This window comes from Thalassolituus sp. UBA2590 (genome assembly GCF_002339775.1).
GTDB lineage: Bacteria > Pseudomonadota > Gammaproteobacteria > Pseudomonadales > Oceanobacteraceae > Thalassolituus.
Map to the genome: position 1 here is coordinate 1 of NZ_DDKU01000170.1, position 19679 is coordinate 19679.

A 19679-nucleotide genomic window follows, 5' to 3' on the forward strand; every position below is an offset into this window, starting at 1 on the left:
AGCGGTGTGGAAAGCAATGTCGGAACCAGTGCCTATAATGAGAGCATCAAAGTGTATTTCAGGAGTCACTGCATGACCACACCTCAAATCAGTCAGGACCCAATGTATCTGATGCTGCGCGACGATAACGTCGAAGGCTTTAATCAGGCGCGCGAGTCCGGGCAATCCTGTGACCTTACCGGGTGTGATCTTCGAGGTCTGGATCTGCGCAAGCTCAATGTATCAGGCATGGACCTCACGGATACGTATTTTCGCGGCTCGGATCTGCGTGGAATTGACTTCCGAGGGTGCCAGTTAGGTGGAGCCAGCCTCGCTGACGCAAAAATCAGTGGCTGCTATTTTCCGCCCGAACTCAGTGCAGAAGAGATTCGTTTATCCGTCACTATGGGGACACGTCTGCGCCACAGTAGCAATATGTGACTCAGTTATCACTGAGCGACTGAGGCTGCTTACATCTCAGCCGAATCGGGTAAAGTAGTGTCATTAACGAATTGCTCACAGAAGCAAGAGAGGCACCATGTATCAGAATGGAACTGAACCCGCGACAGGATTCGAAGCGAACTCCCCCCGGCTACAGCAGCTCGCACGAGAGATGCTGCAAGGCTTCGCTTACTCGCAGAATGCTGTCACTTTCGAGTCTGTGGACGACCTCTATGAGCACTTTGACGAAGACACTCTGTTCCTTGTCAAAGATGGCATCATCAATATCTGCAGCAACGAGAATACCCTGTTTTCCTGTGAAGAAGGGGACCTGATCGGAATCAGTCAATCGTTCCACCTGCCATCACCGACACTGACGACTGACGGCTATGTCGAACTGCAACCGATTAACCGTGACGATTTCCTGCTACACATCTACAACGACAAGCGACGTCAGCACTGCTGGAGCCATTACCTGGTCACCCTCAATTCGTTATTGACCGAACGTCTTGGCGCTCTGTCGAAAGAGCAACTCAAGCCCGTGGCCGGATTCCTGAACTTTTCAGCGGGTGACACTATCATTCAACAAGGCGACGACGCCGATATGGTGTATACCATCATCAGTGGCAATGCTGATGTGATCGTGGATGGGGTGTCTGTCGGTGAACTGGGTGAAGATGAAGTTTTTGGCGCCATGGCAGTATTTACTGGCGAAAAACGTTCGGCGTCCATCATCGCCTCCACGGCGTGTACTGTGATGGCAGTGCCGCAGCAGGACTTCACCGTATTAATCGAAGCGCAACCTCAGGCTGCGGTTAACCTGATTGAAAACCTTGCCCGACGCATCAGTATGATGAATCAGCAGGTACTGGAGCAACACTGAAAGCCGCTCTCCATTCAGAAAGACGACCTTTGACATACTCTTTACAAAACTAAATGATAATTATTATTGACTGCATTTAGAATCTTCCCTAATATGAATCCTGTCGCTGGCTCATCACCAACGATGTTCAGCATTCTGACATGGTCTGAATGATGATCTCTCTCATCACTGGCCGAGAGGCCAGGCTAATCACGGTTGCTTTGCCCCTCTATCTTTTCACGAAGAGTCGAGGGGCGTTTTTTTGCCCGCTTGCTAGAATAGACGTCCAGTATTCATAACCCGCAGGGCGTTACCCTTTGCGGTATGCTTAAAGACCAAGAGAAGTAACAGGACGCACCGTGCCAGCCATCTGCAAAGATTCCGACCTGCAAGAAGGTCAGTCCCGTGGATTCGAACTCGACGGACATTCCTTTTTTATCGTCCGCCAACAGGGCAGTCTTTACGCCTACCGTAATCATTGCCCGCATCTGGGCGTAAACCTTGAGTGGATGCCGGATCAGTTTCTGGATTCGGATGGCAGGCTGATTCAGTGCGCCATGCACGGTGCACTGTTTCTGATAGAAAGCGGTTACTGTATCTCTGGCCCCTGCACCGGCCAGTCGCTCACGCCACTTCCTTGCGAAGTGCGCGATCACGATATCTGGATAGAACTCTGACCGGCAATCTCAAAAACATCAGAGTGCTCTCAAATTGCTCTCAAAGTACTGTCAGAGCACTACCGGCAATAAGCCACTGACCTCAAGTCCTGAATCGTCGTCGGCAAAGCTGACCTTCGCCGCCATCACTTCAACCCCGGCAGCCATCACTGCACGCAAAGCCTCTGCGTACCTGGGGTCAATATGCTCTGCCACGGTCACTTCACGAATACCTTCGTGAGGAACACAAAACAGCAGCACCGCCCTATCACCTTCTTCTTTCAGGGCCTGCAGACGAAGCAAGTGCTTACGTCCGCGGTCGGTTACTGCGTCCGGAAAACAGCCAAGACCATTGTCTTCTTCGAGCAGAGTGACACTTTTCACTTCAATCCAGCACCGACGACCGTCGTCCAGACGCTGACAGAAATCGAGGCGGCCATCCTCGACTTTGGGCTCCCGCTGCAGTGATTCATAATCAGTAAGGCTTTCTATCGCTCTGGCCTCGAGTGCCTCACCAATGATCTGATTAGGACGGGAGGTGTTCACGCAAACACGGTACTTTCCATCCACTTCGACCCATTCCCAGGTATAGCGGTATTTGCGCTTCGGGTTCGCACTGTCCGAAATCCAGACTTTACTCCCCGGCTCAGCGCAGCGTTTCATCGAACCTGTGTTCGGGCAATGCACTGTAATCTCGGAGCCGTCCTGCAAACGGATATCGGCAAGAAAGCGCTTATAACGCTTAATCAGAGTGCCTTCGATCAGAGGTAATTCGTACTGCATTATCGACCACCCTGTTCAGCAACGTATTCTGGCAACCAATCAGCAAGGCGCCCTATCGCTTCCTGTAAGCGCTCAATACGGGTCGTGAAAGCGAAGCGCACATGCTCGCCAGCACGATGCTCGCCAAAGTCCACGCCCGGCGTGATGGCAACCCCCGTTTCACGCAGAAGCCGCGCACAGAAGGCCAGACTGTCATCGGTAAAACGACTGGCATCCGCATAGACGTAGAATGCTCCTTCCGGGACCACTGGCACCTTGAAACCAAGCTCAGGCAATACACTCAGCAGATAATCGCGGCGCTCGTGCAGTATCTGACGGCGCTCTTCTAATGTCGCCATGACCTCGGGAGAAAAAGCGGCTAACGCAGCGTATTGCGCCGGTGTAGGTGGCGCCAGAAACAGATTCTGTGCGAGAGTATCCAGCACAGGAACCAGTGATTCAGGTACGACAGCCCAGCCGAGGCGCCAGCCCGTCATGCCGAAAAATTTGGAAAAGCTGTTCAGCACGACAGCGTCGTCGGCGACAGATAATACGGTTTCGGCTCCGCCGCCTTCACCGGCTCCGAAATTCAGCCCCTGATAAATCTCATCAACCCAAAGCTCACCGCCCTGCTTAGCGACGGCCTGTGATAACTGTGACAATTCATCCAGAGACAGAACGGTGCCCGTCGGATTTGCCGGGCTGGCCACCAGCGCGGCGCGAGTCGATGGCTGCCAATGCCGTTCAACATCGTCGGACGTCAGTTGATACTTCTGCTCGGGACCAGCCGGAATCAGTTGCCCATGGGCCTCAAACACGCGCGCGAAATGTCGGTTACACGGGTATCCCGGATCAGCCAGCATCAGTTGATCACCCGGGTTCAACCGCGCAGCCGTCAGTAGCAGCAACGCCCCCGACGCACCGGGCGTCAGTACCACACGGGATGCTGGCACGGTAACGCCAAACCGCGATTGGTAATAGTGCGCGATTTTTTCGCGTAGCTCAGGCAGGCCAAGTGCCGGTGTGTATCCCGTTTTTCCTGCTCTTAAGGCAGCAATACCTGCTTCGGTTACAGGCTCCGGCGTCGTGAAATCTGGCTCACCGACCTCAAGGTGGATAATGTCATGTCCTGCGGCCTGCAGAGCCTGCGCTTCTGCCAGAATAGCCATGACCTGAAACGGCTTAATTTCGCCACTTCTTTTCGAAGTTGATGACATAGTTCTCAAATTTTTGAAGATTTATGGGCTATTGTGCCAGATTAGGTGTTGGCACAGCAGGATATGAACTCACAAATGAACACATAAAAGTATTGGCGCTGGCGATGTTATCTGATAGTTTCCCGGCCTTGTATTTTTTGCGCATCTGATGCATTGCTCAGAAAAGCGCTGATGCGTGACTATTATTTGAACAGGTGAGGCACAAGAGAAATGCCGCAAGAGAAAAAAGAATTTGCCCTGTCTGACTTTACTCCATACGACCTGAAAGAAGGCGAGGAGTACATGAATGAAGCGCAACAGGATCACTTCCGCAAAATCCTTGGCAACTGGCGCCAGGAGCTGATGGAAGAAGTTGACCGCACAAAAGAGCACATGCAGACCGAACTCAACAACTACGCTGATCCGAATGATCGTGCCAGCCAGGAAGAAGAGTTCAACCTTGAACTGCGTACCCGTGATCGCGAGCGGAAACTACTTAAGAAAATCGAGAAAACCATCGATCTGATAGATAAGGACGACTACGGCTACTGCGAAGCCTGTGGCGTTGAGATCGGTATCCGTCGTCTTGAAGCCCGCCCAACTGCTGACCTGTGCATCGACTGCAAGACCCTTGCAGAGATCAAGGAAAAGCAACTCGGCGTATAAGCTCCGACGCTTTAGTTCAGTGACCGGTGGGCAGCGCAATAAACTGCCTGCCGGAACACATCTATGACTGATTACATCGGGCGTTTTGCTCCCTCCCCGACCGGGCCTCTTCATTTTGGCTCTCTGCTGGCCGCACTCGCCAGCTATCTGGATGCACGACACTGTCATGGACAGTGGTTGGTCCGCATCGAAGATCTCGACCCTCCCCGCGAAGACCCGACAGCAGCCTCTGAGATTCTACGGATTCTTGATGCTTATGGTCTTCACTGGGATGGTGACATTGTTTATCAGAGCCAGCGTGGTGAACTCTATCAGGCGGCACTGGATAAACTACGTGATCAGGGCGATGCCTTTCCCTGTGCCTGTTCCCGTAAGCAGCTTGGTGGAGAACTTCATCTGGGCGTCTGCCCAGCACCCGCCGATCATGATTTCGCCTGGCGTTTCCTCTGCCCCGGCGGAGTTACTACTCTGCACGATGGCCTGCAGCCTGATCACCGCTATGACCTCGCTGATGAAATCGGTGATTTTGTTATTCGTCGCCGCGACGGCTTCTGGTCTTATCAGCTTGCCGTCGTCGTCGATGACGCCGCACAGGAAATCACTCATGTCGTTCGCGGTATCGACCTGATCGACTCCACCGTTCGTCAATATCTGCTGCAACAGGCATTGTCTCTCAGTGTCCCGCAGTACAGTCATATTCCAGTGGCGGTCGAACAGAATGGCCAGAAGTTGAGTAAACAGAATCTGGCTCTGCCGCTCTCGGACCAACGCATCAGTGAAACTTTATGGCAGGCTCTGCACTGGTTACGCCAGTCGCCACCACAAACCTTGTTTGGTGCGCCAGCGGACGAACTCTTAAACTGGGCTGTCAGCCAGTGGAACCCGGTGTCCTTGAAAGGCGAGAAATCTATGCCTGCACCCGGGCCATTTCAACGCACATAATCAGCGTCTGGTGTGATAACCTCTGGGCAACCAAACACCCAGAGCGCTAAATGTACGATTATCGCCTCAGTCTGCTGATGCTGGTTGGCATCTATCTTATTTCTCCAGTCATGATGGACTGGTGGCTCGACGACCGTGCCGCCTGGTATCGTCCATTCGGTATCTGGGCGCTTCTGATTGCTCTCTATATCTGGTTTAACAGCAAGCAGAAGGACAACGATGACGTTTAGCCTTGGTCAGCTGGCGCTCCTCGGCGTTGGCTATCTGTTTTCTCTCTTTCTCGCGGCCTATGCCGTCGAGCGCAATTGGCTACCCCGCGCCTGGGTACGCCACCCTCTGGTGTATGTGCTGTCTTTGGGTGTCTACGCCAGCGCCTGGGCGTTTTACGGCTCTGTCGGTCTGGCCAACCAATACGGTTACGGCTTCCTCGCTTACTACATGGGTATTTCCGGCGCCTTTGTCATGTCCCCGATTCTGCTGAAACCGATTCTGCAGATCACCCGGACTTACCAGCTAAGCTCTCTGGCTGACTTACTTGCCTTCCGTTACCGGTCGCGGTGGGCAGGGATCACCGTCTCCCTGATCATGCTGGCGGTTGTGATCCCGATGCTGACGCTGCAGATCACAGCCATCGGCGATACGCTTTATCTGCTAAACCGCGAATGGCCGGTTGAGAATCTGGCGCTGGCCTACTGTCTCATCATGATCCTGTTCGCCATTCTGTTTGGTGCGCGCCATGTGTCTCCACGAGAGAAACACGAAGGGCTGGTGTTCGCCATTGCCTTTGAATCCGTTCTGAAGCTGGTCGCCATTCTCGTTCTGGGCGGCGTGGTTCTGTTTGGCGTGTTCCCTGAAGTCGGCGGCCTGGAACAGTGGTTATCAGACAATCAGGCACAGCTCGCACGCGAACAGGTAAGACTTCAAGATGGCCCATGGAGAACCCTGCTGCTGATGTTCTTTGCGGCTGCGGTGGCGATGCCGCACATGTTCCATATGGCCTTCACCGAGAATACCAACCCGGGCGCACTGAAACATGCGAGCTGGGGCTTTCCACTCTTTCTGCTAATCATGAGCCTGTCGGTGCCACCTATTCTGTGGGCTGGCTACTATCTGAACGTCGACAGTGACCCTTCCTACTTCGCACTGGGTATTGGTCTGGCGCTGGAATCTGAATTTCTGACCGTAATGATTTTCGTTGGCGGTCTGGCGGCGGCATCCGGCATCATTATTGTTACCACCCTGTCGACTGCGGCTATGTTCCTCAATCATCTGGTGCTGCCGGTTTATAAGCCTGCACCGCGCTACGATTTCTATCGTTGGCTGCTGTGGATGCGCCGCTCACTGATTGGTGTAATCCTGTTACTGGCGTATGGCTTTTATCGCATCGTCGGCTCTGATCTCGACCTCAGTCAGTTGGGCATTCTCGGGTTCGTTGCCTGCTCGCAATTCCTGCCTGGTATTCTTGGCTTACTGTACTGGCCTCAGTCCAACCGCAAAGGTTTTATCGTTGGTCTGGTCGTCGGCACCGTCACCTGGATCTATGGTCTTTTACTTCCGTTCTGTGAGCTGGCACTGGGCTGGGAAATTCCGTTCTTCTTACCGCCCACTGATGAGGGCAACTGGCACTTATCTGCCATTACTGCGATTGGTATCAATTTCCTGCTGTTTGTCATTATCAGCCTGAGCACCAAACGCAGCGCCGAAGAGCAATCAGCAGCGGATGCCTGCTCGATTGATAACGTGTCACGCCCATCGCGTCTGCCTCTGCAAGCGGTAAACACCAATGAAGTTATCAATGCATTAACTCCGTCATTGGGGCGCTACGTCGCAGAACGCGAAGTCTATCAGGCGTTAGATGATCTTGAGCTTCCATCCTACGAAGACAGACCTTACGCCCTGCGCCGCCTGCGCGCCCGACTGGAAGCCAACCTCTCAGGTCTGATGGGCCCAACGGTTGCTCACGATCTGGTGAACCGCTACCTGCCCTTCCAGAAAGACGTTGAGCTGACCGAAGACATCTTCCAGCTGGAACAGCGCCTTGAAGGTTTCCACAGCCGCTTGGGCGGTCTTGCCAGTGAACTCGATAACCTGCGCCGTTATCACCGCCAGACACTTGAGCGCCTTCCTATGGGGGTATGCTCACTCGCTCCGGATGGCGAAGTATTGATGTGGAATCAGGTCATGTCGCAACTAACGGGTACCGAATCCCGTGAAGTGACGGGCTCGCACGTCAGTCGTCTGCCTTCTCCATGGGGGCCGATGCTGACTGACTTCCTGACCAGCCACGCCATGCACAAACATAAACACCGGGTCGACAGTGCCGGTCGTCCACGCTGGTTTGGTATGCACAAAGCCGTACTGCAACCCAGCGGCAGCCAGCCCGGCGGTACCGTTATTCTGCTTGAGGACCAGACGGAAACTCAGCTCCTTGAAGAAGAACTGATGCACAGTGAGCGCCTTGCGTCGATCGGTCGTCTTGCTGCCGGCGTCGCCCACGAAATTGGCAACCCAATCACGGGGATCGACTGTCTGGCGCAAAGCATGCGTTACGAGACCGACAACCCGGAATTACTGGAAATGGCCGACCAGATTCAGGAACAGACCAAGCGTGTTACCCGAATCGTGCAATCGCTGATGAACTTCTCTCACGCCGGACATCACAGCACAGAACACGAGCCGGTCGACGCCACTTACTGTATTAACGAAGCCATCCAGCTTCTTAAGCTGAGTAAGCGCAGTCAGGACATCAATTTTATTAACGACTGCCCGCCCGAACTGATGACCCTTGGGGACGCCCAGCGTCTGGTACAGGTGTTCGTAAACCTGTTGGGTAATGCACGCGACGCCTCCGAAGCCGGCGGCACCATCTGGGTTCAGGGCGATATGGATGAACAACAGGTCAGAATCCGCGTGATAGATGACGGACACGGCATTCCGGCGGAAACGCTCGATCATATATTTGAGCCATTTTTTACCACCAAAGACGTGGGTAAAGGGACAGGACTGGGACTATCACTGGTCTACAGCATCATTGAAGAGCACTACGGTCACATCGCAATCGACAGCCCATTGGCCAGCGGACGCGGAACCTGTGTTACAGTCAGTCTTCCACGTTGTGAACAACCTGAGTTAACGGATCACCATTCATGAGTCATATTCTGGTCGTAGAAGACGAAGCTATTATCCGCAACGCGGTGCGTCGCCTGTTAACTCGCCATAATCATGAAGTGACTGAAGCAGACTCTGTCGATGCCGCCAAAGCGCTCGACCTGACCAGCTATGACATGATCATCAGCGACCTGAGACTGCCTGGTGGCCATGGCACTGACCTTATTGAGCTCGCAGGTAAAGTGCCGGTTCTTATCATGACCAGCTACGCCAGCCTGCGTTCTGCCGTCGATGCCATGAAGCTCGGCGCGGTTGATTACATTGCCAAACCCTTTGATCACGACGAAATGATTCAGGCGGTCGAGCGTATCCTGGCGATGCGCACAGATACCGACGACACCGCTACCGACACCCACGAAGACCTGCCAGAACCAGTGCCTTCCTCTGAGACCGGGATTATCGGCAGCTGCGAGCCAATGCAGCTGTTGTTCCGAAAAATTGCGAAAGTCGCTCCGACTGATGCCACTGTGCTTATTCAGGGCGAATCAGGAACTGGTAAAGAGCTGGTCGCGAAGGCGATCCACAATCAGAGCCGACGCGCTGACAAGCCGTTGATCTCCGTAAACTGCGCGGCGATTCCTGAAACCCTTATTGAGTCCGAACTGTTCGGCCATGAGAAAGGCGCATTTACCGGTGCGACCGCTCAACGCCAAGGCCTGGTGGAAGCTGCTGATGGCGGCACCCTGTTTCTGGATGAGATCGGTGAGCTTCCTCTTGAAGCTCAGGCGCGACTGTTGCGCGTTCTGCAGGAAGGTGAGATCCGCCGCGTCGGTTCAGTGCAAAGCCAGAAGGTTAATGTACGCCTCGTCGCTGCGACACACCGCAACCTGAAAGAACTCTCCTCACAGGGCGAATTCCGGGAAGATCTGTATTACCGCCTCAACGTAATGGAACTGCACCTGCCGCCTCTGCGTGACCGCGGTGAAGATGTCATTGAAATTGCCACCGCTATGTTGGCACGCGCCTGTGAGAAAATGGCTCAGGCGCCGATGTGCTTTAACGATGCCTCGTTGAAAGCGATTCGTGATTACCACTGGCCCGGCAATGTGCGCGAGCTGGAGAACGCTGTTGAGCGCTCTGTCATCCTCGCTGAGTCTGATGAGGTTGAACCTGACCTGCTGGGCATCGAAGTCAGCCCTGATCGTTACATCAGTGACTCCATGCGTAACAGCCTGGTCGAAGACAACCCATACCAGCCTACGGACCAGAACGACGAGCAGCAGGGTGATCTGTCATTGGACGATTACTTTGTGCACTTCGTACTCGAGAACGAAGCGTCCATGACCGAGACCGAACTGGCTAAAAAGCTGGGAATTTCACGTAAATCGCTGTGGGAACGTCGCCAGCGCCTTGGCATTCCACGCAAAAAAGGTGGCCGCTGATTCCATCTCGGCCACTCCTTTTGTTACCCCCACTGTTACACATTCCTTTCAGGACAGCCCTCCGTCCTTTCTGTTACGCATGTAACGAATCCAGTTACAGAGTGTTACTCAGGTATCAAAACTGTTACCTAATGGCTCACAGTTCGTAACACTTTAGTCTAACTGTCTATAATTATAGACAGGTGTAATTTCATAAGCTCTTGTTTTTATTGATTTTTTAATAATTGGCACGGGTTTGGCTTTATAGACAGTACTGAGCTGGTGTCCATGAATAAAAATAACAAAGAGACACTGCCGGTAAGCGGGAGGCGCACTAATAAAAATAATAAAGCGCCGGCAATTCCCAACCTCATAACAAAAACGACAATGGCCACCATTGTTAGTTTCGAATGAGCAGAGACAGAATAAGAATAAAAACAGAAGCTCTGCCTATTCAAAACGACGATGACACCTGTGGCAGCACAGAATAATAAGAATAACGCCCCTGAAGAGCCGCCTGAGCGGCTTTTTTATTGCCTGCTCGTCAGGCATCAGTACTAGCTCAGCAATCATTCCCGATCGGTAACGTCTTTGTTACCCCAGGCAAAACACTTCGACTAAAGTGTTACCCCACTCGCCCAACTGTTACCAATAGACATATGTCAGCGTAATGTTACGTAACACTTTCTGTAAAAATGCGCCTAATGCCCGCCAACAAAAACCATAAACCATTGAAAAATAAAGACTTTTAAAAACTGGCACGGTCTTGGCATTAATTTACGTACAGCAGGACGACACAAATAAAAATAACAAAGTCGGACTGCCGGGCTTGCCGCTGAAACGCAAACAATAAAAATAATCAGCAAGCCCAGTGAAGGACCCCTTCACAAACAATAAGAAGTACGGAAGATCAGAGAAAAATAAGACAGTTGGGCCGCTAACAATAAAAATAACAGAGGCGTCCAAACAAGACTGCAGAAAGAATCCAAGAAGCCGCACCTGCGGCTTTTTTATTGCCTGAAATTCGCCCTACCCGATTCGACCTCTTCATAACCTCTCGACGGTTTACTCTTCAGTGGCATCCGGCGTAAGGCTGATTGAACATTTACTCAGTGTTACGTTTCCTGAAGTTTGTTACCTGTGGGTTACACAATCCGTAATCTTTCGTAACACTTCGGCCCACAGCACAACTCAAAAACCGGGGCAATGAAACATAAGCTATTGATATATATAGGTTTTTAAAAGTTGGCACACCATTCGCTTTATATTCATCAGAGAGCAACGCAAACTATAAAAATAACAAATGCGACGCCTCAGCAAGATCTCAGAACGAAGCGCACCAATAAAAATAACAAAGTGCTTCCAACGGGATCGGGTAGAGAAGAAGGGCCAACAATAAAAATAACAAAGGCCTGGGTGACAAATGTTTTGAATGTGCATTGAGCGCCGACAACAACAATAAAAAATGAGGCAGGGGATGCCCATTCAAAACATCTGTCGACATGGTTGCTGGGCATAACAATAACAACATCCGGCACCACCCGACTCAGAAAGCCGCACTGGCCCCAATCAGTGCGGCTTTTTCTTTGTCTGCTACCTCCCCCTCCGGGCCAGCCTCAACTGTTTACTTTGTGTCCGCTCCGGCTTAGCTGTAAACTCGCTCGCAGATTAACCAGAGAACCACTTCTATCGTGACCCTGATCAACCGAGTCAAAAAACTGTTCAGCCAGAAAGCCGATGCTGACGATGTACAGCTACGTGTGATTCCGCGCGACGAGCATTCTATCTCCCGCACAAACATCAGTGAGCCTGCGCTTAAGGTGCTATATCGACTGCGCAAAGCTGGCTATGGAGCCTATCTGGTGGGTGGAGGTGTCCGCGATAACCTTCTCGGCTTATCACCTAAAGATTTCGATGTATCGACGGATGCGACGCCAGAGCAGGTTAATGCTCTGTTCCGCAATTCCCGCCTGATTGGTCGTCGGTTTAAGTTGGTTCATGTGGTGTTTGGCCGCGAGGTCATTGAAGTCGCGACGTTCCGCGCCCCACCCTCTGAAGAGCATTCGGATAAAGTATCCCGCCAGGGCGATCAGGGCATGATCCTGCGCGATAATGTCTACGGCAACAAAGATGAAGACGCGATGCGCCGCGACTTCACTATCAATGCCCTTTACTACAACATCGATGACTTCAGCGTGCACTCTTACGCTGGCGGCTGGGAAGACCTGAAAGCCAAGCAGATCCGCCTCATCGGTGACCCGGCAACACGTTATCGGGAAGACCCGGTGCGCATGCTCCGTGCCATCCGCTTTGCGGTAAAACTCGGCTTCGACATCGAAGCGAAAACGGCCGCGCCGATTCGTGACATGGCACCGCTGATGACTCAGATCCCTGCAGCGCGTTTGTTCGAAGAGTCTCTGAAACTTATTCTGGCGGGCAACGCACTGGATACTGTGCGCATGCTTCGTGACTACCACCTGTTCGAACCTCTGTTCCCGTCTGCGGAACAACGCATGCAGGAAGACGATTACGCCGTGTCTCTGGTCGAGAACACAATGCGTAACACCGATGCCCGTATTCAGTCGGGTAAGTCGGTAACACCGTATTTCTTCCTGGCCGCACTGCTCTGGCCGCAGCTGAATAAAGTGCGTCAGAAGTACGAAGACGATGGCATGGCGCCGCATCCGGCACTACAGAAAGCCGCCGACAAGGTACTTCAGGAACAGGTGAAAGCGACCGCGATTCCAAAGCGCTTCTCGATTCCGATGCGTGAAATCTGGGAAATGCAGCTACGCCTGCCGAAAACGCGCAGCCGCAAAGCTGCCGAGCTGACCCAGCATCCACGCTTCCGTGCCGCTTACGACTTCCTGCTGCTACGCCAGCAGTCTGGCGAAGATCTGCAGGAGCTGTGTGATTTCTGGACCGAAATCCAGAAAGACCATCCACCAGCGGCGAGTCGTTCACACGACAGACGCAGCGATGGTGCAGGCGAGCGCAATGATGGGCAACGCCGCCGTCGCCCGCGTCGTCGTCGCAACGGCAATAACAACCGTAGCTGACCCCAATGACCACGGTTTATATCGGGCTTGGGGCCAACATAGACGGGCCCATCGAGCAGATTCATATCGCCCTGCGAACACTGAAAGCTCTGCCAGAGACTCAGCTCATCCGCTGCTCTTCTCTTTATGGCAGCGCGCCGCTTGGCCCTGAAGATCAGCCCGACTATGTGAATGCCGTCGCCGAACTTGAGACAACTCTGGCGCCTCTGGATCTCCTCGATGCCCTGCAGGCGATTGAAAAGACCCAGGGCCGGATAAAACACCGCCACTGGGGCGAACGCTGCATCGACCTCGATATCCTTCTTTACGGCAATGAAACACTGAATTCAGAGCGCCTGAATCTTCCTCACCACGAAATGGCGAACCGCTCTTTCGTGGTGACCCCATTACTGGAGATTGCGCCAGATCTCACCCTACCTGACGGGCAACGGCTCAGTCAGATCCAGCCCGAATTTGACGGCGATCTGCACAAGCTGCAATCGCCCGTTATTGACTTATAACCCACAATCCGCACCATACGCCCATTACCCGCGTATCGGGATTACCGGAGAATAAACAGCATGAGCGCTATCAGCATCCGCACGTTACAAAGCATGAAAGACAAGGGTCAGAAGTTTTCTGTACTGACCGCGTACGATGCCACCTTCGCCCAATTGGCCGCCGACGCAGGTGTTGAGGCTCTGCTGGTTGGTGATTCACTCGGTAACGTAATTCAGGGCCAGACCAGTACGATTCCAGTCACACTGGAAGAAATGGTCTATCACACGGCTGCTGTAGCACGTGGTAACGCCCGCGCTGAACGCCAGGCACTTATCATGACCGACCTGCCATTTATGACCTACGGTGATATCGCAACAGGCGTAGACAGCGCTCGTGCTGTCATGCAGGCCGGTGCTCACATGGTTAAAGTCGAAGGCGATGAGTGGCTGGTGCCACTTGTAGAGAGCCTGGCTCGTCAGGGTGTACCGGTTTGTGCTCACCTCGGCCTTACGCCGCAAGCGGTAAACAAAATGGGCGGTTATCGCGTTCAGGGCCGTGAAGAAGAGAAAGCCGACGCTATGGTCGCGCACTCCATTGCTCTGGCTGAAGCCGGGGCCGATATTATCCTGCTTGAGTGTGTTCCCAGCCCTCTGGCGAAGCGCATTACAGAAGCGGTAAACGTACCTGTCGTCGGCATTGGTGCGGGTTCAGACACTGATGCTCAGGTGCTGGTCTGCTACGACATGCTGGGCCTCAATACTCAGCACATCCCGAAGTTTGTGAAAAACTACATGACCGATGGCCGCACCGTGCCAGAAGCAATCAAAGCCTACGCTGACGAAGTCCGCGATGGCAGCTTCCCGGCCCCAGAACATGGATTCGATGCATGATCACTGTCCATACCATTGCCGAACTGCGGGAGCACGTCCGCAACGCTCGTATGAGCGGAAAACGTATTGGTTTCGTACCGACGATGGGGAACCTTCACGCGGGCCACATCAGCCTGGTTGATCGCGCCAACGCTGAGACCGATTACGTTGTCAGCAGCATCTTCGTGAACCCGCTCCAGTTTAACGACAAAACTGATCTACAGCGCTATCCACGCACCCTGCCACAGGATCAGGAAAAGCTTGCCGCAGCCAGCTGCGACCTGCTGTTCGCACCGGACGTCGACGAGATGTATCCGAACGGTCAGGACGAGCAAAGCATTGTCCATGTGCCCGTGGTTTCTGAAGGCCTGTGCGGTGGCAGCCGCCCAGGGCACTTCGACGGCGTTTCTACGGTAGTCACCAAGCTGTTTAACCAGGTACTGCCCGACGCCGCCTTCTTTGGTGAAAAAGACTTCCAGCAGGTCGCTGTGATCAAAAAGATGGTCAACGACCTGTGTATTCCAGTGGAGGTAGTCACCGTCCCGACTGCCCGCGCGGAAGACGGACTGGCCCTGAGTTCACGCAACGGCTACCTGACGGACGAAGAGCGCCAGCTTGCTACCGGACTCTACAAGACACTGAACGAAGTTGCCGACGCACTGAACGCCGGTGAGTCGCTGGAAAATAGCCTGAGCGCAGCTAGTCTTCGCCTTGAAGAGCGCGGATTCCGCCCAGACTATGTTGAAGTAAGATCCGCCACAGACCTGAGCCCAGCGGCATCAGGGGTTGCCGAGGTGGTCATTCTGGGCGCCGCATTTCTAGGCAATGCGCGCCTTATTGATAATCTGGTCGTAACGTTGAATCGCGGGATTGTTTAAGGCATACTTCCGCGCCTTACGCCTATAGGCCAGAAAATGAACAGTTCAGACGCCCGCAAATTTACGCGGTTTTGAATTGTCCGAACAGAGAACTTGAAGGGTTTACCCATGCAAACCATCATGCTGAAAGCCAAGCTTCACCAGGCACGTGTGACTCACTCTGTGCTGAATTATGAAGGCTCTTGTGCCATTGACGGCAAGCTGCTCGAACTAACGGGCATGCGTGAGTTTGAACAAATCCAGATCTACAACATTGATAATGGCCAACGCTTCACCACCTATATCATTCGTGGCGAAGACGACTCAGGCATTATCTCTGTAAACGGTGCGGCAGCGCATCACGCCAGTGTTGGCGACCGCATCATCATCTGCGCTTATGGCAACTACAGCGAAGAAGAACTGGCAACCTTTAAGCCAAAGATGGTGTACATGAACGAAGACAACACTGTCAGCCACACCAGCTTCGACATTCCGGTTCAGGTGGCCTGATCACACGATCACTGTCAAACTGACCACAAAGGCCGCCTCCGGGCGGTCTTTTTTTGCCCGTTGATTACCCACACCGTATACTCAATTCATTAGTTACGGAAAAAGTGCAGGAAAACCAATGGGATACACAGGAAGCCTGACGCAGTCAGCAGCGTGGAAAGACCTTCAGGAACACTACAGCCGCATCAGTGATCACCACATGCGTGACTGGTTTAACGAAGACCCCAACCGCTTTGACACCTTCCAGCTTGAAGCGGCAGGCCTTACCCTCGACTACTCCAAAAACCGCATCACCGAAGACACTATGTCTCTGCTGCTCAGCCTTGCCCGTGAGCAGGACCTGCCAGCGAAAATCGGAGCCATGTTCAATGGCGAAACCATTAACCGCAGCGAAAACCGTCCGGCACTGCACACCGCTCTGCGTAACTTCGGCGACCGAGACATCATGGTCGACGGCGAAAACATCATGCCCGAGATCCGCGAGACGGTTCATCGCATGGAAGAGTTCTGCTGGAAGATCCGTCGTAACCAATGGCGCGGCTACACCAACAAGCCTTTTACTGACGTGGTATCCATCGGTATCGGTGGTTCGTTCCTCGGCCCGAAACTGGCCTCCAGCGCGCTCAAGCCGTACTGGGACAGCCGCCTGAATATTCACTACCTTGCCAACATCGACGGCTCGCACATTACTGAGATTCTGAAGCGACTCGATCCGGCGACCACCCTCTTTATTATCCAGTCCAAGTCCTTTGGTACTCAGGAAACCCTGAAGAACGCCAATGCCTGCCGCCAGTGGTTCCTTGATAATGGCGGTACCGAAGGCGATTTGTGCAAGCACTTCACCGCGGTGTCTTCCAACGTCGAAAAAGCCACTGCGTTTGGTATTTCTGAAGAGAACATCTTCCCGATGTGGGACTGGGTAGGCGGTCGTTATTCGCTCTGGTCGGCTATCGGTCTGCCGCTGGCACTGGCCATCGGGATTGATAACTTCCGCGACCTGCTGCGCGGTGCTTACCTGATGGATGAGCATTTCCGCACGGCACCACTCGAACACAACATGCCCGTCATCATGGCCTTGCTGGGTATCTGGTACGTTAACTTCTTTGGTGTGAACTCACACGCCATCCTGCCGTACGATCACTACCTGCGCTCACTGCCTGCGCACCTGCAGCAGCTTGATATGGAAAGTAACGGCAAAAGCGTGACCATTGATGGTAGCAAAGTGAATTACAACACCGGCCCGGTTATCTGGGGCGGCGTAGGGACCAATGGTCAGCACGCCTTCCACCAGCTATTGCACCAGGGCACGCACTTCTCACCGTGTGACTTCATCATGCCGATGAACAGCCACAACCCGATTGATAACTTCCATGCGATGCTGGTATCTAACTGCCTGTCACAGAGCCAGGCGCTGCTGCAGGGTAAATCAGAAGACGAAGCCATAGAAGAGTTGGTTGCTTCAGGCATGAGCAAAGCCGAAGCCATGGTGCTTGCGCCACATAAAGCGATTCCGGGTAATCGCCCGTCCAACACGCTGTACTTCCCGAAATCGACGCCTCAGGTGGTTGGTGCACTGATTGCGCTTTACGAGCATAAAGTTGCCGCACAGGGCATGCTCTGGGACGTGAACTCGTTCGACCAATGGGGTGTAGAGCTGGGTAAGAAACTCGGTAACAAAGTCCTCGATGCTCTGGAATCACAGAGCGCACCGGACGGCTTTGACGGCTCAACCAATGGCCTGATCAACGCCTTCCATCGCATGCAGAAGCTTCTGTAACGAGAAACATCGTCAAACCTTGTGTGTGCAGCACGTTGTAAATACATCCCTGTAAACTCTCTGCCAGCATCCCTGCTGGCAAAGGCTGCAAACACAAAGTTTGGCGCTGTTGTTACATCCGCGGTGGTGGTTGAGCCCGGTATGCGGCAGCGACACACCATCTCCCACAAGGATGTGGGAGCTGAGCATACAGGGACGTACTTGCTGCGAGTGTGGAGCGTCGTATAGCGGGCTAAATACCTATGAGCCCACCCAAAACCCCGATTGGCACGCTGTAAATACATCCCTGTACGCTCTCTGTTGGCATCCATGCCAACAAAGGCCATTCGCAGTTTCCGGCTGGACTCTCCATGACGCCTTCTTAACGACAACACACCGCCAACCAGTGTAAAATGCGGCGCTTTAACCCCTCAGTCTGGTGTTACCTATGACAGCGCATTCATCATCGTTTCATGCCATCGCATGGCGCGGCCAATCGCTGCATCTTTTAGATCAGCGCGTACTGCCGCACACTCACACAGTGCATGAATACACCACCGCCAATGATGTTGCTGATGCCATCCGTGACATGGTCGTGCGTGGCGCGCCTGCCATCGGTATCACCGCCGCCTACGGTTACGCACTGGATGCTTTAAACGGCCGTGATCTTGGCGAAGCTTATAAAGTACTGGCAGAATCCCGCCCAACCGCCGTTAACCTGTTCTGGGCACTGGAGCGCATGGCCAGTCTGGGCACAGAAGACCCACACGCACTGGTCGCCGAAGCGAAAAAGATTCACGAAGAAGACATCGCCGCCAACCTGGCTATGGGGCAATTTGGCGCTTCGCTGATTAAAGAAGGCAGCCGCATTTATACCCACTGCAACACAGGCGCTCTGGCGACTGGCGGCCACGGTACCGCATTGGGCATCATCCGTTCTGCCTACGCCGATGGCAAAATCACCCAGGTATACGCCGGTGAAACCCGCCCATGGCTGCAAGGCGCACGCTTAACCGCATGGGAGCTGATGCAGGATAATATTCCGGTGAAATTGGTGTGTGACGGCGCAGCCGCACAGCTATTCCGTGCCAACGGTGCAGACTGGGTGATTGTCGGTGCTGACCGCATCACCGCCAACGGCGACGTTGCCAACAAAATCGGTACTTACAGCCTGGCTGTTTTAGCCAAACACCACGGCATGAAAGTCATGGTTGCCGCACCGACCACCACCTTTGACCTGACACTCGACAGCGGTAACGCCATCCCGATTGAGCAGCGCCCGATGTCAGAAGTGACATCACTTAACGGCCAGCTAATCGCCCCTGAGGGCTGCGAAGCGATTAATCCATCGTTCGATGTCACCCCTGCGGAACTGATCGACGCCATCGTGACCGAGAAAGGCTTTGTCGAAAATCCTACGGTGGAAAATATCGCCGTTATGATCAACAGCTGAGCAGGTAGCGACTTATGACTGTTTGCAACAAAGCCGCATTCAACAAGGCAGACTTCCAGAAAGCCGCCGAAGAACTCTGCCGATACGGCCGCGTTCTCTACGGTAACAACTGGTCGCCCGCCACCAGCTCCAATTACTCTGTACGCTTGAATGAAGAAGTCTGCGCCCTCACCAGCTCCGGCAAACACAAAGGAGAGCTAACCCCAGCCGATATTCTGGCGGTGAACATGGACGGCAACCCACTGTCAGAAGGTAAGCCTTCGGCAGAAACCGGCCTGCACACGCAACTGTATCGACGCGATGGCAATATCGGCGCCGTGCTGCATACGCACTCACCGACCGTCGTGTTACTGTCGCAGATCTGGAAAGAAAACAGCCTGAGCATCACCGGCTGGGAACTGCAGAAAGCTTTCGCTGGCGAGACCACCCACGAAGGTATCGTCACCTTCCCGATTTTTCCAAACGATCAGGACATCGACCGCCTGTCTGCGCAGGTAGAAGCGCACATGCAGGAACACGGTCAGGGACATGCCTACCTGATCCGTGGCCACGGGGTTTATACCTGGGGCAAAGACCTCGCAGAGTGTTACCGCCACCTTGAAGCACTCGAACACCTGTTAGGCTACCAACTCGAATTATTAAAAATACGCCAACCGTGAGGC

The 19679-nt window shown here is 53.5% G+C and carries 18 protein-coding genes; 16 read left to right on the top strand and 2 right to left on the bottom strand.

What is annotated here, in order from left to right:
- The 3 genes from B2067_RS14180 to B2067_RS14190 form a co-directional block, all read left to right on the top strand.
- On the top strand, nt 1-420 hold a 420-nt coding region (locus B2067_RS14180; protein ID WP_301388885.1), incomplete at its 5' end, for a pentapeptide repeat-containing protein.
- A gap of 97 nt (nt 421-517) precedes the next feature.
- Complete coding sequence (locus tag B2067_RS14185) at nt 518-1303, top strand: Crp/Fnr family transcriptional regulator (protein WP_301388886.1); 786 nt, start codon at nt 518-520, stop codon at nt 1301-1303.
- Nucleotides 1304-1641: 338 nt separating this feature from the next.
- Complete coding sequence (locus B2067_RS14190; RefSeq protein ID WP_301388887.1) at nt 1642-1959, top strand: Rieske (2Fe-2S) protein; 318 nt, start codon at nt 1642-1644, stop codon at nt 1957-1959.
- 51 nt (nt 1960-2010) lie between these two features.
- On the opposite strand, the gene sfsA is transcribed toward B2067_RS14190, so the two are convergent.
- Together sfsA and B2067_RS14200 are read right to left on the bottom strand one after the other, a co-directional pair.
- Nucleotides 2011-2721, bottom strand: a complete 711-nt coding sequence (sfsA, locus tag B2067_RS14195; RefSeq protein WP_301388889.1) for a DNA/RNA nuclease SfsA — start codon at nt 2719-2721, stop codon at nt 2011-2013.
- A complete protein-coding gene (locus tag B2067_RS14200) occupies nt 2721-3917 on the bottom strand; it encodes a pyridoxal phosphate-dependent aminotransferase (protein ID WP_301378177.1) in 1197 nt (398 codons plus the stop codon). Before B2067_RS14200 ends, sfsA begins: the two co-directional genes overlap by 1 nt.
- Before the next feature lie 210 nt (nt 3918-4127).
- Between B2067_RS14200 and dksA the strand changes: the two genes are divergently transcribed.
- The 13 genes from dksA to B2067_RS14265 all read left to right on the top strand — a co-directional run bounded on the left by dksA (nt 4128) and on the right by B2067_RS14265 (nt 19676).
- Nucleotides 4128-4562: an RNA polymerase-binding protein DksA gene (gene dksA, locus B2067_RS14205; protein WP_068439292.1), complete on the top strand. Its 435-nt coding sequence runs from the start codon at nt 4128-4130 to the stop codon at nt 4560-4562.
- Nucleotides 4563-4625: 63 nt separating this feature from the next.
- A complete protein-coding gene (gluQRS, locus tag B2067_RS14210) occupies nt 4626-5504 on the top strand; it encodes a tRNA glutamyl-Q(34) synthetase GluQRS (RefSeq protein ID WP_301388890.1) in 879 nt (292 codons plus the stop codon).
- A gap of 50 nt (nt 5505-5554) precedes the next feature.
- Complete coding sequence (locus tag B2067_RS14215; RefSeq protein WP_068439288.1) at nt 5555-5734, top strand: hypothetical protein; 180 nt, start codon at nt 5555-5557, stop codon at nt 5732-5734.
- Nucleotides 5724-8654 (top strand): sensor histidine kinase, encoded by a 2931-nt coding sequence (locus B2067_RS14220; protein WP_301388891.1) that lies wholly within the window; start codon nt 5724-5726, stop codon nt 8652-8654. The genes B2067_RS14215 and B2067_RS14220 overlap by 11 nt, the downstream gene beginning before the upstream one ends.
- Nucleotides 8651-10054 (top strand): sigma-54-dependent transcriptional regulator, encoded by a 1404-nt coding sequence (locus tag B2067_RS14225; protein WP_068439284.1) that lies wholly within the window; start codon nt 8651-8653, stop codon nt 10052-10054. The genes B2067_RS14220 and B2067_RS14225 overlap by 4 nt, the downstream gene beginning before the upstream one ends.
- A gap of 1670 nt (nt 10055-11724) precedes the next feature.
- On the top strand, nt 11725-13092 hold the full coding sequence (gene pcnB / locus B2067_RS14230) for a polynucleotide adenylyltransferase PcnB (RefSeq protein ID WP_301388893.1): 1368 nt from the start codon (nt 11725-11727) through the stop codon (nt 13090-13092).
- Between the two features lie 5 nt (nt 13093-13097).
- Nucleotides 13098-13592, top strand: a complete 495-nt coding sequence (folK, locus tag B2067_RS14235) for a 2-amino-4-hydroxy-6-hydroxymethyldihydropteridine diphosphokinase (RefSeq protein WP_076516579.1) — start codon at nt 13098-13100, stop codon at nt 13590-13592.
- Between the two features lie 60 nt (nt 13593-13652).
- Nucleotides 13653-14462, top strand: a complete 810-nt coding sequence (gene panB / locus B2067_RS14240) for a 3-methyl-2-oxobutanoate hydroxymethyltransferase (RefSeq protein ID WP_301388895.1) — start codon at nt 13653-13655, stop codon at nt 14460-14462.
- On the top strand, nt 14459-15319 hold the full coding sequence (panC, locus tag B2067_RS14245; protein ID WP_301388897.1) for a pantoate--beta-alanine ligase: 861 nt from the start codon (nt 14459-14461) through the stop codon (nt 15317-15319). The genes panB and panC overlap by 4 nt, the downstream gene beginning before the upstream one ends.
- 108 nt (nt 15320-15427) lie before the next feature.
- Entirely contained in the window at nt 15428-15808 is a 381-nt protein-coding gene (panD, locus tag B2067_RS14250) for an aspartate 1-decarboxylase (RefSeq protein WP_076516573.1), read from the top strand.
- Between the two features lie 118 nt (nt 15809-15926).
- Nucleotides 15927-17585 (top strand): glucose-6-phosphate isomerase, encoded by a 1659-nt coding sequence (gene pgi, locus B2067_RS14255; RefSeq protein ID WP_301388898.1) that lies wholly within the window; start codon nt 15927-15929, stop codon nt 17583-17585.
- A 427-nt stretch (nt 17586-18012) separates the two neighbouring features.
- Nucleotides 18013-19017 (top strand): S-methyl-5-thioribose-1-phosphate isomerase, encoded by a 1005-nt coding sequence (mtnA, locus tag B2067_RS14260; protein ID WP_301388899.1) that lies wholly within the window; start codon nt 18013-18015, stop codon nt 19015-19017.
- A gap of 14 nt (nt 19018-19031) precedes the next feature.
- Nucleotides 19032-19676 carry a methylthioribulose 1-phosphate dehydratase gene (locus B2067_RS14265; RefSeq protein ID WP_301388900.1) on the top strand — a complete coding sequence of 215 codons (645 nt, stop codon included), beginning with the start codon at nt 19032-19034 and terminating at the stop codon, nt 19674-19676.
- The last annotated feature ends 3 nt before the right edge of the window (nt 19677-19679 follow it).

Coding starts and splice junctions, on each gene's coding strand:
- B2067_RS14185 (WP_301388886.1), top strand. CDS start 518: ATGTATCAGAATGGAACTGAACCCGCGACAGGATTCGAAGCGAACTCC.
- sfsA (WP_301388889.1), bottom strand. CDS start 2,721: ATGCAGTACGAATTACCTCTGATCGAAGGCACTCTGATTAAGCGTTAT.
- B2067_RS14200 (WP_301378177.1), bottom strand. CDS start 3,917: ATGTCATCAACTTCGAAAAGAAGTGGCGAAATTAAGCCGTTTCAGGTC.
- dksA (WP_068439292.1), top strand. CDS start 4,128: ATGCCGCAAGAGAAAAAAGAATTTGCCCTGTCTGACTTTACTCCATAC.
- gluQRS (WP_301388890.1), top strand. CDS start 4,626: ATGACTGATTACATCGGGCGTTTTGCTCCCTCCCCGACCGGGCCTCTT.
- B2067_RS14215 (WP_068439288.1), top strand. CDS start 5,555: ATGTACGATTATCGCCTCAGTCTGCTGATGCTGGTTGGCATCTATCTT.
- B2067_RS14220 (WP_301388891.1), top strand. CDS start 5,724: ATGACGTTTAGCCTTGGTCAGCTGGCGCTCCTCGGCGTTGGCTATCTG.
- B2067_RS14225 (WP_068439284.1), top strand. CDS start 8,651: ATGAGTCATATTCTGGTCGTAGAAGACGAAGCTATTATCCGCAACGCG.
- folK (WP_076516579.1), top strand. CDS start 13,098: ATGACCACGGTTTATATCGGGCTTGGGGCCAACATAGACGGGCCCATC.
- panB (WP_301388895.1), top strand. CDS start 13,653: ATGAGCGCTATCAGCATCCGCACGTTACAAAGCATGAAAGACAAGGGT.
- panC (WP_301388897.1), top strand. CDS start 14,459: ATGATCACTGTCCATACCATTGCCGAACTGCGGGAGCACGTCCGCAAC.
- panD (WP_076516573.1), top strand. CDS start 15,428: ATGCAAACCATCATGCTGAAAGCCAAGCTTCACCAGGCACGTGTGACT.
- pgi (WP_301388898.1), top strand. CDS start 15,927: ATGGGATACACAGGAAGCCTGACGCAGTCAGCAGCGTGGAAAGACCTT.
- mtnA (WP_301388899.1), top strand. CDS start 18,013: ATGACAGCGCATTCATCATCGTTTCATGCCATCGCATGGCGCGGCCAA.
- B2067_RS14265 (WP_301388900.1), top strand. CDS start 19,032: ATGACTGTTTGCAACAAAGCCGCATTCAACAAGGCAGACTTCCAGAAA.